Source organism: Streptomyces ziwulingensis, from assembly GCF_039542605.1.
GTDB classification, from domain to species: domain Bacteria; phylum Actinomycetota; class Actinomycetes; order Streptomycetales; family Streptomycetaceae; genus Streptomyces; species Streptomyces ziwulingensis.
The window spans coordinates 219,272-233,071 of sequence record NZ_BAABIG010000022.1 but is presented as its reverse complement, the minus strand read 5'-3'; the positions used below and the strand labels follow the sequence as shown (position 1 = coordinate 233,071).

General features: G+C 75.5%; 10 protein-coding genes and 1 pseudogene. 3 read left to right on the top strand and 8 right to left on the bottom strand.

Annotated features, from left to right (window positions below; translation table 11 throughout):
* The first annotated feature begins 66 nt into the window (after positions 1-66).
* Entirely contained in the window at positions 67-3,213 is a 3,147-nt protein-coding gene (locus ABEB00_RS12075) for an ATP-binding protein (protein WP_345619394.1), read from the top strand.
* A 90-nt stretch (positions 3,214-3,303) separates the two neighbouring features.
* Here the strand turns inward: ABEB00_RS12075 and ABEB00_RS12070 are convergent, their stop codons facing one another.
* The 4 genes from ABEB00_RS12070 to ABEB00_RS12055 all read right to left on the bottom strand — a co-directional run bounded on the left by ABEB00_RS12070 (position 3,304) and on the right by ABEB00_RS12055 (position 7,637).
* Complete coding sequence (locus tag ABEB00_RS12070) at positions 3,304-4,116, bottom strand: ABC transporter permease (protein WP_345619393.1); 813 nt, start codon at positions 4,114-4,116, stop codon at positions 3,304-3,306.
* A complete protein-coding gene (locus ABEB00_RS12065) occupies positions 4,113-5,114 on the bottom strand; it encodes an ATP-binding cassette domain-containing protein (RefSeq protein WP_345619391.1) in 1,002 nt (333 codons plus the stop codon). The genes ABEB00_RS12070 and ABEB00_RS12065 overlap by 4 nt, the downstream gene beginning before the upstream one ends.
* Positions 5,115-5,247: 133 nt before the next feature.
* On the bottom strand, positions 5,248-6,273 hold the full coding sequence (locus tag ABEB00_RS12060) for a hemolysin family protein (protein ID WP_345619390.1): 1,026 nt from the start codon (positions 6,271-6,273) through the stop codon (positions 5,248-5,250).
* Positions 6,270-7,637, bottom strand: a complete 1,368-nt coding sequence (locus ABEB00_RS12055) for a hemolysin family protein (protein ID WP_345619389.1) — start codon at positions 7,635-7,637, stop codon at positions 6,270-6,272. Before ABEB00_RS12055 ends, ABEB00_RS12060 begins: the two co-directional genes overlap by 4 nt.
* Before the next feature lie 274 nt (positions 7,638-7,911).
* Here ABEB00_RS12055 and ABEB00_RS12050 point away from each other — a divergent pair.
* Positions 7,912-8,166 (top strand): annotated as a pseudogene (locus ABEB00_RS12050) (serine hydrolase); the annotation flags it as partial.
* 56 nt (positions 8,167-8,222) lie between these two features.
* Positions 8,223-8,606: a DUF6479 family protein gene (locus ABEB00_RS12045; protein ID WP_345619387.1), complete on the top strand. Its 384-nt coding sequence runs from the start codon at positions 8,223-8,225 to the stop codon at positions 8,604-8,606.
* A 20-nt stretch (positions 8,607-8,626) separates the two neighbouring features.
* On the opposite strand, the gene ABEB00_RS12040 is transcribed toward ABEB00_RS12045, so the two are convergent.
* From ABEB00_RS12040 to ABEB00_RS12025, 4 genes are all read right to left on the bottom strand, one after another.
* A complete protein-coding gene (locus ABEB00_RS12040) occupies positions 8,627-10,312 on the bottom strand; it encodes a glycoside hydrolase family 13 protein (protein ID WP_345619385.1) in 1,686 nt (561 codons plus the stop codon).
* A gap of 68 nt (positions 10,313-10,380) precedes the next feature.
* On the bottom strand, positions 10,381-11,343 hold the full coding sequence (locus tag ABEB00_RS12035) for a nucleoside hydrolase (protein ID WP_345619383.1): 963 nt from the start codon (positions 11,341-11,343) through the stop codon (positions 10,381-10,383).
* A 142-nt stretch (positions 11,344-11,485) separates the two neighbouring features.
* On the bottom strand, positions 11,486-12,199 hold the full coding sequence (locus ABEB00_RS12030; RefSeq protein WP_425586474.1) for a GAF and ANTAR domain-containing protein: 714 nt from the start codon (positions 12,197-12,199) through the stop codon (positions 11,486-11,488).
* 129 nt (positions 12,200-12,328) lie between these two features.
* Positions 12,329-13,672, bottom strand: a complete 1,344-nt coding sequence (locus ABEB00_RS12025; protein WP_345619381.1) for a helix-turn-helix domain-containing protein — start codon at positions 13,670-13,672, stop codon at positions 12,329-12,331.
* Between the last annotated feature and the right edge of the window lie 128 nt (positions 13,673-13,800).

Here is a 13,800-nt window from a genome sequence, read left to right as displayed (position 1 = left end):
CCGCCGACCGCCCGGCCACACCGACCGCTCTCCGCCGGCCGCCCGGCCGCTGACTACGCTGCGGCCATGACCACCGAGCTGGTTCTGCTGCCCCGGGTCGCCTGCCGCGGACAGGAGATCACCGCGCCCCGGCTGCGCGGACTCCTCGCCCTGCTCGCGGAGGATCTGCGCACCGGATGCGGCACCGGCCGGCTGGTGGCCGGCCTGTGGCCCGAGGACCACCTGCCGGAGCGGCCCGCCAAGGCCGTACAGGTACTGGTCTCCCGGCTGCGGGCGCGGCTCGGCGCCGACCTGGTCGTGAGTACGCCCACGGGTTACCGGCTGGCGCTCGCCGAGACCCAGGTCGACAGCTCCGCGCTCGGGCTGTACGAGGCGGCGAGCGCGGAACGGGCACGCGCCGGTGACCACGCCGGGGCGCTGCGGCAGGCCGAGGCGGGACTGGCACTGTGGGACGGTGCCGTGGGCGCCGATCCGGACGAGGAGCGTCCCGACCCGGTGGTGGCGCTGCGCGCACGGCGGGCCGGGGTGTTCCGGTCGCTGGTCCGCGCCCGCGCGCTGGCGCTCGCCCGCACCGGCCGGCGCCCGGAGGCGACCGCCCCGCTGGCCGGCCTCGCCCGCGCCCTGCCCTGGGACGAGGAGGTCCTGGCGGAGCTGCTGCGCTGCGAGGCGGCGGGCGCCGGCCGGGCCGCGGCGCTGACCCGCTACGAGGAGTACCGGCGCGGCCTGCGCGACACGCTCGGCACCGACCCGGGGTCCGCGCTGCGGCGGGTGCACCGGGAGCTGCTCAGCGCGGACCGGCCGCGCGTCCGGCACGGCCTGCCGCACGACCCGAACCCGCTGCTGGGCCGGGACGCCGACATCGCCGCCGTCGCCGGGCTGCTGGGCGAGGGACGGGTGGTCAGCGTCGTGGGCCCCGGCGGGCTGGGCAAGACCCGCCTCGCGCACGCCGTGGGCAGGGCCGCCGACCAGCCCGTGGTGTACTTCGTCGCCCTCGCCGGCGTCACCGCCGACGAGGACGTGGCCGACGAGGTGGCCTCGGCGGTGGGCGCGGGCGAGGCACGGTTCGGCGGCGGCGCCGACCGGGCCGGCGCCATCGCCGCCGCGCTGGGCGCGGGCCCCGCGCTGCTGGTGCTGGACAACTGCGAGCACGTCGTACGCGGCGCCGCCGACCTCGTACAGGCGCTGGTGGCGCGGTCGCGGGAGCTGCGGGTGCTGGCCACCGGCCGGGGGCCGCTCGGGCTGTCCTCGGAGTCGGTGTACGCCCTGCCGCAGCTCTCCCTGGCCACCTCGGTCGAACTGTTCGAGCAGCGGGCGCGGGCGGCGCGGCCCGGGGTGGCGCTGGACGCCGGGACGGTGGCCGGGATCTGCCGCCACCTGGACGGGCTGCCGCTCGCCGTCGAACTGGCGGCGGCCCGGGTGCGGGTGCTGTCGGTCGCCGACCTCGCGGCCCGGCTGCGGGACCGCTTCGCGCTGCTGGCCGGCGGCGCCCGGGACGCGCCCGAGCGGCACCGCACGCTGCGGGCCGTGGTCGAGTGGAGCTGGAACCTGCTGGAGAGCGACGGCCGGGCCGCGCTGCGCGCGCTCTCCGTCTTCCCCGGCGGCTTCACGCAGGAGTCCGCCGGTTACGTCCTCGGCGCGGCCGGTGACCCGCTCGGGCTGCTGGAGCGACTGGCCGGCCAGTCCCTGGTCACGGTGGACGAGGGCCCGTCCGGGGTGCGCTTCGGCATGCTGGAGACGCTCCGGGAGTTCGGTGCCGCCCGGCGGGCGGAGGCGGGCGAGGACGAGGTGGTCACCGGGCGGTTCCTGGCCTGGGCCCGAGACTTCGGCCGGGCCCGCCACGACATGCTCTTCCACCGCGACCCGATGCCCTCCTGGGCGGGTGTCCGCGCCGAGCAGGACAACCTCGTCCTCGCGCTGCGCCACGCCCTGGCCCGGAGCGACGGTCCGGCCACCGCGGCCGTCACCGCCGTGCTGTCCTCCCTGTGGGCCACCGACACCAACTTCGTCCGGCTGGCCGCCCTCGCCGCCGAGACCGGCGGGCCGCTGTCCCGGTTCCGCCCCGGCCCCGAGGACATCGAGACGGTCCGCAGCGCGGCCGCGGTGTGCGCCGCGAGCGTCTTCATGGGCCACGGCCCACACGCCGTGCGCCAGTTGGTCACCCTGCGCAGGCTGCCGCCCGCGCCGCCGGACACGCTGCCCCGGGCGCTGGCCGCCGTGCTCCGCGCCGTCCCCGACATGCGCCCGCCCGACTACGGGGTGCTGCGGGAGCTGTGCGCCGCCGAGGACCCCGGTCTGGCCGGGATCGCGGAGTGCGTCGCCAGCTACGTATGGGAGTCCGAGCAGGAGCCGGAGCGCGCGCTGGACAGCGCCCGCCGCATGCTCGGCACGCTGGAACGGCTCGGCAACCCGGCCATGCTGGTGCTCGGCCACGGGCGGATCAGCGAGCTGTGCCTGCAACTGGAGCGGGGCGAGGAGGCGTACGTCCATCTGCGGGCCGCGCTGGGCGCGCTCGCCGAGTGTGACGACCCCTCGGACTCGGTCGGGGTGCGCTGGGCCCTGGTCCTGGCCTGTCTGCAGCGCGGGGAGACCGAGGAGGCCGAGTACTGGCTGCGGCTGGCGGCGCTGGAGCGGCCGTCGGAGAGCGCCCGGATCTACACGCCGGACCTGGCGGCCCGCGCGGAGATCGCCCTCGCCCGGGGGCTGACCGAGGAGGGGCTCGGGCTGTGGCGCCGGGCGGTCGAGCGGGTGCGGACGGGCAGCGCGCAGCAGGCCGGTGACCCCTTCGTGGACCCGTGGTCGCTGCGGATACGGTCGGCCGCGCTGGCGGCGCACGCGCTGCACGGCGGGCTGGAGGCGGTGGCCGGCTGGGCCGGACTGCTGCGGGACCAGGTCCTGGTGCTGCTCTCCTCCCCCACCGGCCCGTCCGGTGCCGCGGCCGGCGCCCCCGCCGAGCTGCCGGTGTACGGCACGGTGCTGCTGGCGCTCGGCCTGGCCGGCGTCGCCCGGGGTGACCGTACGGCCGTGCGGCTGATGGCTCTGGGGGAGCGGATGGCGGTGGTACGGGAGTTCCCCAGCCTCTCCGCGGCCCGGTCCCGGCGGGTGGCCGAGGACGCCGACCGGGCGGCGTACGCCGAGGCGCGGTCGGCGTACGCGGCGCTGGGGCGGGCGGAGTTGCGGGCGGCGGCGGTGCACGCGCTCGGCGCCGGACCCTGATCGGCCCCCGGGCTCTGATCGGCCCCCGGGCCCGATCGGCGCCGCGCCCCGACGGCCGCGGGCTCCGACGGCCGCGGGCTCCGACCGGCCTCAGTGCTGCCGGGGCTCGCGGAGGAACCGCGCCCTGGACCAGCAGTAGCCCAGCACCACCAAGCTCACCGGCCAGGCGAGGGCGAGTACCGCGTCCACGGTGCCGATACCGCTGCCCACCAGCAGTCCGCGCAGCGTCTCGATGGCCGGCGAGAACGGCTGGTACTCGGCGAACGGGCGGAACCAGCCCGGCATCGCCGCCACCGGCACGAACGCGCTGGACAGGAACGGCAGCATCATCAGTGGCAGCCCGGTGTTGCTCGCCCCCTCCGGGTGGGGGCTGGTCAGTCCGACGCCGACGGCGACCCAGGTCAGCGCGAGGCTGACCAGCACCAGCAGTCCGGCCGCCGCGAGCCACTCCACCGGCGTCGCGTCGGGCCGGAACCCGAGGGCCAGGGCGAGGGCCAGGACCAGCGTCAGGGCCCCCATCGTCTGGAGCACGCTGCCGGCCGCGTGGCCGGTCAGCACGGAGGCGCGGGAGATCGCCATGGTCCGGAACCGGGCGACGATGCCCTCGGTCATGTCGGTGGCCACGGACACCGCGGTGCCCAGCGCGGTGCCGCCCACCGTCATCAGCAGGATGCCGGGGACCAGATAGGCGAGGTAGTCGCCGCGGCCGCCGCCCGAGCCGCCGGTGAGACCGGCGCTCATCACGTCGCCGAAGACGTACACGAAGAGCAGCAGCAGGACGACCGGGGTGAGCAGGACGTTGAGGGTGAGGGAGGGGTAGCGGCGGGCGTGCAGCAGGTGGCGGCGGAGCATGGTGAGGTGGTCGCGCAGGGCGTGGGCGAGGGCGGGGGCGGGGGTGCTCATCGGGCGGGCTCCTTGTCGGCGGCGGGCCGGGCGGTCCCGGTGGGCGCGGAGGTGCCGGTGAGGGCGAAGAAGACGTCGTCCAGGTCCGGGGTGTGCACGGAGAGTTCGTCGGCCTCGGCGCCGAGGGCGTCCAGCGCGTCGAGGATCGCCCGCAGCTCGCGCTGAGTGCCGTCGCTGGGCAGGTGCAGGGTGAGCGCCCGGTCGTCGCGGGTGGCCCCGGACAGCGCCCGCGCCACCCGCTCGTACACCTCCGGGGCGCGGAAGCGCAGCTTCACGTGTCCGCCGGGGACCAGCCGTTTCAGCTCCTCGGCGGTGCCCTCGGCGACCAGCCGGCCGCCGTCGAGGACGGCGATGCGGTCGGCGAGCTGGTCGGCCTCCTCCAGGTACTGGGTGGTGAGGAAGACGGTGGCACCGCGGCCCACCAGCCCCCGGATGATCTCCCACATGGTGTGGCGGCTGCGCGGGTCGAGGCCGGTGGTCGGCTCGTCGAGGAAGATGATCCGGGGGTCGCCGACCAGGGTCATGGCGAGGTCCAGGCGGCGTTTCATCCCGCCGGAGTAGGTCGCCGCGGGCCGCTTCGCGGCCGCCGCCAGGTCGAACCGCTCCAGCAGCTCACCGGTGATCCGGCGCCCCTCCCGCCGGGACAGGTGGTGCAGGTCGGCCATGAGGAGCATGTTCTCCTCGCCGGTGATCAGCCCGTCCACGGCGGAGAACTGTCCGGTGACCCCGATGGCGGCCCGCACCGCCTGGGACTCGCCGGTCAGGTCGTGTCCGGCGATCCGCGCCCGGCCGCCGTCGGCGGAGATCAGCGTGGACAGGACGGCCACCGCCGTGGTCTTGCCGGCGCCGTTCGGGCCGAGCAGGGAGAAGACGGTGCCGGTGGGCACCCGGAGGTCGATCCCGTCGAGGACCTTCTTCTCGCCGTAGGACTTGCGCAGGCCGGTGACCTCGATCGCGGGTGCGGGGCCCGGCCGGCCGTCGTGGGTCGTCGTCGTCATGCGCAGAGCTTGCGGGCGGGGCGGTTCAGGGGGGCTTCAGGGCGGTTTCAGTACACCCCGGTACGGTGCGCCGTACCGGGGCGTACTGAAACCGGACCGTCAGGCCACCGCGACCGTCAGGCCACCGTGACCGTCAGGCCGCCGTGGCCGCTGCCGGTCCCACCAGTTCGGACAGGACGTCCTCCATCGTCACGAAGCCCAGGACCGTGCCCGTCTCGCCCGTGACGGCGGCCAGGTGGCTGCCGGTGGAGCGCAGTGCGGTGAGCGTGTCGTCGAGCGGGGTGTCGATGCGGACGCGGGTGACCGGGTGCGGGGCCGTACGCGGGAACGGACGGTCGCGGTCGGTCAGACCCAGGGTGTCCTTGATGTGGAGGTAGCCGAGCAGGGTGCCGTTCGGGCCGGTGACCGGGAACCGGGAGTAACCCGCCTCGGCGGCCAGCCGCTCCAGCTCGGCCGGGGTGACGGTGTGCGCGACCGTACGCATCTGCGGGACCGGCACGAGGATCTCGCCGACCGGGCGGGTGCCCAGTTCCAGCGCGTCGCGCAGGCGTTCGCCGTCGGCCGGGTCGAGCAGTCCGGCCTCGCTGGCGTCGACCACCATGCGGGCGAGCTGGTCGTCGGTGAAGACCGCCTCGACCTCGTTCTTCGGCTCCACCCTGAGCAACCTCAGCAGGGTGTTGGCGAAGGCGTTGATGCCGAAGACGACCGGCTTGAGCGCCCGGGTGAGGGCGACCAGCGGCGGGCCGAGGACCAGCGCGGTGGCGGCCGGGGCGGCCAGCGCGATGTTCTTCGGGATCATCTCGCCGATCAGCATGTGCAGATAGGTGGCGAGGGCCAGGGCGATCGCGAAGGCGATGGGGTGGATCAGCGCGTGCGGGAGGTGCACCCCCTCGAAGGCGGGCTCCAGCAGGTGCGCGATGGCCGGTTCGGCGACCGCGCCCAGCACCAGCGAGGAGACGGTGATGCCGAGCTGGGCCGTGGCCATCATCGCCGAGAGGTGCTCAAGGCCCCACAGCGTCATCCGGGCGCGCTTGTCGCCCGCGCCGGCCCGCGGCTCGATCTGGCTGCGCCGCACGGAGATCAGGGCGAACTCACCGCCGACGAAGAAGGCGTTGGTCACCAGGGTCAGGGCGCCGATCAGCAACTGGACGACGGTCATCGGGCCACCTCCCGCTGCTTCTTGCGCTGCGGCCGCTGCTCCTGGGCGGGCAGGGCCGCCGGGGCGGGCGCGGTCAGGCGCAGCCGGTCGGCGCGGTGGTGGTCGACGTCGAGGACGTCGAGCCGCCAGCCGCCGTCCAGGTCGACCGAGTCGCCCTTGACGGGAATCCGGGACAGATGGGTGGCGACCAGGCCGGCCACGGTCTCGTACGGGCCCTGCGGCGCGGTCAGTCCGATCGCGGCGAGCCGGTCGATGCGGACCGAGCCGTCGGCCTCCCAGGCCGGGCGGCCGTCCGGCTCGGCGGCGGCGGGCTGGAGGTCGGGGATCTCGATGGGGTCGTGCTCGTCACGGACCTCGCCGACCACCTCCTCGACGATGTCCTCGACCGTGGCCACGCCCGCGGTGCCGCCGTACTCGTCGATGACGACGGCCATGGTGCGGGAGGCGCGCATCCGCTCCAGCAGGCGGTCGGCGGGCAGGCTGTCGGGGACCAGCAGGGGCGCGGTGGCCAGGTCGGTGACCGGGGTGACCGCGCGCCGGTCGGGCGCCAGCGCCAGTACGTCACGGATGTGGACCGTGCCGACGACCTCGTCCAGGCTCTCCCGGTAGACGGGGAAGCGGGACAGGCCGGTGGCGTGGGTGAGGTTGGCGGCGTCCGTGGCGGTGGCGTGCGCCTCCAGGGCCTTCACGTCCACCCGCGGGGTCATCACGTTCTCCGCGGTCAGCTCGCCCAGGTGCAGGGTGCGTACGAACAGTTCGGCGGAGTCCGCCTCCAGGGCACCCTCGGCGGCCGAGTGCCGGGCGAGCGCGACCAGCTCCGCGGGGGTGCGGGCGGAGGCCAGCTCCTCGGCGGGCTCCAGGCCGAGACGGCGTACGACACGGTTGGCGGTGTTGTTCAGGTGGCTGATGAACGGGCCGAACGCGGTCGTGAAGCCGCGCTGCGGGCCGGCCACCACCTTCGCCACGGCCAGCGGCCGGGAGATCGCCCAGTTCTTGGGCACCAGCTCACCGACGACCATCAGGACGACGGTGGAGACGGCGACACCGAGCACGGTCGCCACCGTCGGGGCGGCACCGCCCAGGCCGGCCGCCCGCAGCGGGCCGCGCAGCAGGACGGCGAGCGAGGGCTCGGCGAGCATGCCGATCACCAGGGAGGTGACGGTGATGCCGAGCTGCGCGCCGGAGAGCTGGAGGGTCAGGCGGCGGGCGGCCTTCAGGGCGCCCTCGGCGCCGCGCTCGCCGGCCTCGACGGCGCGCTCCAGGTCACCGCGCTCGACGGTGGTCAGCGAGAACTCGGCCGCGACGAAGAGGGCGCAGGCCAGGGTGAGGAGAAGGGCCAGCAGGAGCAGCAGGACCTCGGTCACCGCGCCACCCCCGCTCCCGCACGGGCCGCGGCGTGGTCACCGCGGCACAGGGCATGGCCGGTACTGGGAGGTTCCATTACGGAACGGGGCTCCTAACAGGTCGAACGGGGTGGGGCAGGAGTGGCGGTGGGGGCAGGGCCCGGCCACGCGCCACTCCATGGTAAAGGACGGGCAAAGCATGGGTCTCGGCCCGGGTGAGGTGAACAGTGAGGGAGGCCGCCTTGTTCCCGCCACCGGCCGGCGGGCTCACGCCGGATCGTCGGGCATCGCGGACCGGCTGGCCGCCGGCTTCCCCTTCGACGACGTGCACGTGGCCGGCAAGACCGGCAGCCTGCCCACCCTGCGCAACGAGGTGGGCGTCGTCGAGTACCCCGACGGCGGCCGGTACGCCGTCGCGGTCTTCACCCGCACCGCCCACACCGCCGCCGTCCTCCCGGCCGCCGACGCGGTGATCGGCACCGCGGCCCGCCTCGCGGTGGACGCGCCGCGCGCCCCGAGGACCCGGCCCCACCCACCCCGCCCTTCCTGACTCAACCATTCAACCCATTTGTCGCTTTTCTCACCCTTCGGGGTGATACTCGCAGTATGACTACAGCAACGGCCACGGCCGCCTACGAACTGCTGGCGGCGTCCCACGCACTCAAGATGACCGGGGCCTTCCTCTGCGGGCTGGTGGTCGCCGGCGCGCTGATCTGGGCCGTGCGCGTCGGCATGCGGGTCATGGAACGGGAGTCCGTTCGCCCCCGGGCGGACGAACAGACCAAGCTCCCGCTCACCGGTCCCGTCCGCGAGGAACGGGAGATGCGCGAGCCGGACGAGGTCCCCGTGATGACCGACGGAGGCGCCCGGCTGATGCCGTACGAGCTCCACCACGCGAGCACCCGCCGGGGCAAGGACCAGCAACGCCGCCGCTGGCTCCCGGGCTCCACCGGCTCCTTCGGGGGCGGAGGGCTGCCGCGGGGCCTGTGAGCCGCCCGTGGCCGGCGCCGCTACGGCGCCAGCCACACCGTCGTGTCCGCAGGGAGCAGGCCGTCGGGGAGGGGGGCGCTGCTCAGCAGGACGTCTCCGGGCGGGAGGCCGACCGGGTGGGGGGAGAGATTGGTGACGCAGCGCCAGGCCGGGGACCGGTCGAAGCGCAGGACGTCGGGCGGGGTGTCGTCCGCCCAGGTGAGGGACTCGCCGTCGAGGAGCCGGCGGCGCAGGCGCAGGGCCGCGCGGTACAGCTCCAGGGTCGAGCCCTCGACCCCGTCCTGGGCCTGGACGGAGTACCCGCCGAAGTCCGGTGGCTGCGGCAGCCACGCACCGCTCGCGCCGAAGCCGTACGACGGTCCGTGCGTCGTCCACGGCAGCGGCACCCGGCAGCCGTCGCGGCCCTTGCGGACATGGCCGGTCTGCTCCCAGATCGGGTCCTGGAGCACCTCGGTGGGCAGGCCGGCCACCTCGGGCAGGCCCAGTTCCTCGCCCTGGTAGACGTAGGCCGAACCGGGCAGCGCCAGCATGAGGAGGGTCGCGGCCCGGGCGCGGCGCAGGCCGGCCGCCTCGTCCACGGCCGGGGCGGTGCCGCCGGAGAGCAGCCAGGCGTCGGTGTCGGTGCCCGGCGGCAGCACCAGGCGGGAGGCGTGCCGTACGACGTCGTGGTTGGAGAGCACCCAGGTGGCCGAGGCGCCCGCGGCGGCGGCGTCGGCCAGCGAGGACTCGATGACCCGGCGCAGTTCGGCCGCGTCCCAGCCGGCCTGGAGGTACTCGAAGTTGAACGCCTGGCCCAGTTCGTCGGGACGGGCGTACAGCGCGCGGCGGGCACCCGGCACCCAGGCCTCGGCGACCGCCGCGCGGGGCGGGGCGTAGGCGTCGAGGATCTTGCGCCAGTCGCGGTAGATCTCGTGGACCTCGTCGCGGTCGTAGAAGGGGTGGGTGCCGGGGGCGAACTCGGCGAGCGCGTCCGCGTCGCTCAGCGCGGGGGTGCCGAGGTCGCGCAGCGGCTCGGTGAGGTCCTTGGCGAGCGCGTGGGCGACGTCGACGCGGAAACCGTCGACGCCGCGGTCCGACCAGAACTTCAGCGTGGTCCGGAAGTCCGCCCGGACCTGCTCGTTCTCCCAGTTGAGGTCGGGCTGCTGGGGCGCGAACAGGTGCAGGTACCACTGCCCGTCGGGAACCCGCTTCCAGGCGCTGCCACCGAACACGGACTGCCAGTCGGTGGGCGGCAGTTCACCGCGCGGACCCTGGCCGTCGCGGAAGACGTAACGGTCCCGGGCCGGGGAGCCGGGGCCCGCGGCCAGCGCCTCGCGGAACCAGGCGTGGCGGTGCGAGGTGTGGTTCGGGACGAGGTCGACGATGACCTTCAGACCCAGGCGGTGGGCCTCGGCGGCCAGCGCGTCGAAGTCGTCCAGGGTGCCGAGGCGCGGGTCGACGGCCCGGTAGTCGTCGACGTCGTAACCGCCGTCGGCCAGCTCGGAGGGGTAGAAGGGGCTGAGCCACAGGGCGTCCACGCCGAGCGCGGCCAGATGCGTCAGGTGCTGGGCGACACCCCTGAGGTCACCGAGCCCGTCACCGTCGGCGTCGGCGAAGCTGCGCGGATAGACCTGGTAGACGACGGCCTGCCGCCACCAGCCGGGGTCCTTGGACGACAGGTCGGCGGTGCCGGGAGCGGGACGTACGGACGCGGGGCGTACGGACACGCGGTCTCCTTCGCGGTGCGGGCGGGCGACACGAGGTGTACCCGCGCCCCCTGTCCCCACTCCCCCCGTCACCGTTCCACCGCCCCCAGGTACAGCTTCACGTAGCGCTCCACGTCGACCTCCAACGCCACGTCCACTAGGGGCTGTTCGCGGGTGCCCTCGTGGATCTCGGACTCGCCGGGGCGGGCGCGGCGGTCCACCAGGGTCTGGCCGCGGGCCGGGCCGGGGGCGAGGGAGATCTCCACGGGCAGGCGGTGGGTGGTCAGGCCCGCCGGGTCGAGGACCGCGCAGACCGCGCCCGCGTCGCCGAGGCCGCCGCCCGGGTCGCTCTCGTCGGTGGCGGGGCCGCGGTGGGCGAGCAGCTTCCCGGCGAGACGGGTGCCGGGCTCGGCGCTCGCGCACAGCCGCCGTACGTCCGGGCCGGGGACGACCACCCGCTCGAAGACGTCCAGGCCGTACATGGTGATCGGCACCCCGGCGGTGAGCAGCACCGCCGCCGCCTCCGGGTCGTGCCAGACGTTGAACTCGGCGACCGGCGTCGCGTTGCCGGTCGCGACCGCGCCGCCCATGAAGACGATCCGCTCGATGTTGCGGGTGACCTCGGGGTGGGTGCGCAGCAGCAGGGCGATGTTGGTGGCGGGCGCGGTGGGGATCAGGGTGACCGGGCGCGGGGAGGCGAGGATCTCCCGGCGCAGCAGGGTGACGGCGTCGGTGCCGGCGGCGGCGCGGGCCGGCGCGGGCAGGCCGAAGTCGCCCATGCCGTCGTGGCCGTGGACGTGCCGGGCGGTGCGTACGGCCTCGATCAGCGGGCGCTCGGCGCCGCGCGCGACGGGGATGTCGGGGGCGCCGGCCTGGTCCAGCACGGTCAGGGTGTTCCGTACCACCCCGTCCACGTCGGTGTTGCCGGCCACGCAGGTGACGGCCCGCAGGTCCAGGCCCGGGTGCCGGACCGCCAGCAGCAGGGCGAGGGCGTCGTCGATGCCGGTGTCGCAGTCGATGATGACCGGGATGGGCTGCGGGTCGGTGGGCACGCGGGGGCTCCTTGGGTTCTGCGGGAATCTCGCGCTCGACCCTACGCGGGGACCGCGCGACGCGGCCGCGGGCGCTCCCGCCACCCGGCCGGCCCCGCGCTCGCTCCGGTGGGCGGGCCGGGCCGATGACTGCCCGCCTCGGTCAGTCGGGCGCGTCGAAGTGGTGCCGGTGGGCGAGCACGTCCCGGGCCAGTTCTCCGACCGTGCGGTCGTGGGCGAAGGCGTGGGCGCGCAGCCGGGCCAGTGCCTCGTCGGCCTCGACGCCCAGTTGAGCCATGATCATGCCGACCGCCTGGAAGACCTCGTCGTGTCCGGCGGCGAGGCCGTCCAGCCAGGACGCGTCACCCGGCGCGTCACCCGGCGCGGTCTGCGGCAGGGCCATCAACGCCCTCGTCATGACCCCCGCGACCAGTTCGGCCGTCCGCAGCTCGCGGCCGGTGAGCCCGCCGGGGGTGTCCCGGTAGAGGTCGAGGGTGCCGACGCACACCGAGCCGGTGCCCAGCGGCAGCGCGTACACCGCGCGGACACCGGCGGCGGTCGCCTGCTGGGCGAAGACCGGCCAGCGGCCCGCGTCCGCGCCGGCCGCCAGGTCGCGGGCGAGCACCGGGGCGCCGGTCGCGGCGGCCTGTACGCAGGGCCCGTCGCCCAGCGTGGTCTGGATCTCGGCCATCCGGCCGGCCCGTTCGCCGCTGGCGCACAGCCGCACCGGTACGCCGTCGCCGCGCAGCGACGCGCTCGCGCCGTTCACCGGCAGCAACCGGACCGCCACCGCGCACAGCCGGGCGGGCACCTCGCGGGGCGGGGCGCCCCGGACGCCCTCGGCGATCAGATCGGCGTCGCTGGGCCGCACTCCCACCGCCTCCTTCGTTCCCGCGGTCGGTGCGTAGTCGGTGCGTAGTCGCTGCGTGGAGGCAGCCCGGTTACCCATGGTCGCCCCGGCGAAACCGAGGCACCTCCGAGGGGCCGCGCAGCCTCCCCGGTCCCGTCACAGGGGAGGCTGCGCGGGCGCCGGGCCGAGGGTGGTGGTACCGGGGGCCGTACGGTGTCCGAGGCCCGTGCGGTACGCGTCCAGGGCCGCCTCCACCCGGCCGGTGCGGCGCAGCAGGTCGCCCAGGAGCCGGCACAGGTCGGCCAGGTCACCGGCGGCCCCGGCCCGCTCCAGCAGGCTCATCGCGCGGACGTAGTGCTCCTCGGCGGCCTCGGTGTCCCGGGCGTCCTCGGCGATGATGCCGAGCAGCCGGTGCGCGGCGGCGGCGTGCACGGCGCCGCGCTCGGAGGACAGGTCGTCCAGGACACCGCGGAGCAGCTCGGCGGCCGCCGCGGAGCTGCCGCGCCGGTGCAGCACGTCGGCGAGTTCGACGGCGACCTGGCTGCTGTAGAGGGCGGCCCGCTTGGCCGACAGCATGTCCAGGGCCAGTCTCAGCTCGCTCTCGGCGCTCTCCAGTCGGCCGTTCTGCGCGTACACGTATCCGCGCATCCAGTGGCAGTTCGCCAGCTCGGTGCGGAGCTGGAGCGTGCGGTACAGCTCGGCCGCCCTGGCCAGCGAGGCGTCGGCCTCGGCGAAGCGGCCCTCGGCGAGCAGGGTGCGGGCGACGGAGCGGTGCATACGGGCCACCAGCGCCGGGTCGCCCGCCTGCGGGGCGAGCGCGAGGGCCAGCTCGGCGGCCTGCGCGGCCCGCGCGTGCGCGCCCATGTCCATGTACGGGCCGATGGCGCTGGCGTAGAGCAGGAGCAGCGCGTCGGGGTCGTGCAGGCCGGAGCGGTTCAGCTCGTCCAGGGTGGATTCGAGGAGGTAGACGGCGTAGCGGAGTTCACCGGCGAGGTAGTGGGCGACGGCCCGGCCGCGCAGCGCCGGGACGCGGGCCGGCAGGGGGGCGTCGGCCAGGCTCCGCTCGGCCCGCTCGAAGTACTCCCGGCCGGTGACCAGTTCGCCCTGCTCCACCGCGCACTCCCCGAGGCCGAGCAGCGCGGCGGCCGCCACCTCGGGCAGCCCGTGCGTCTCGGCCTCGGTGAGCAGCGCGGCGTAGCTCTCGGCCGCCGCCTCGGTGGCGCCGGTGGCCAGGGTGCGCTGGGCGCCGGTCAGCCGCAGCCGCAGGTCGGTGGCGAGGTGCGGCGGCCGGCCGGTCACCAGTTCCTCGTAGGCGACGCCGAGCCGCTCGGCGATGTGCCGCAGCGCCTCGTCGGAGGGGCGGACCCGGCCGGCCTCCAGGGTCGAGACGTAGGCCGGGGTGTACGCCGGTTCGGCGAGCTGTCGCTGCGTCAGTCCGCGCTCGGTCCGCAGCCGCTGCACCCGGCGTCCGATGACCACCGGATCGTCACGGTCTCCCACATTCAACGCCCCCTGTGCCTCTTGCCGTTCGGCTCGGCCAGCCCTAGGTTAAACCGAGAGTTAAGCGGGTTTAACCCGTCACTGTTCACCACGCCCGCCCCCGCGTCCACTTCACCCGCCCCACCGTT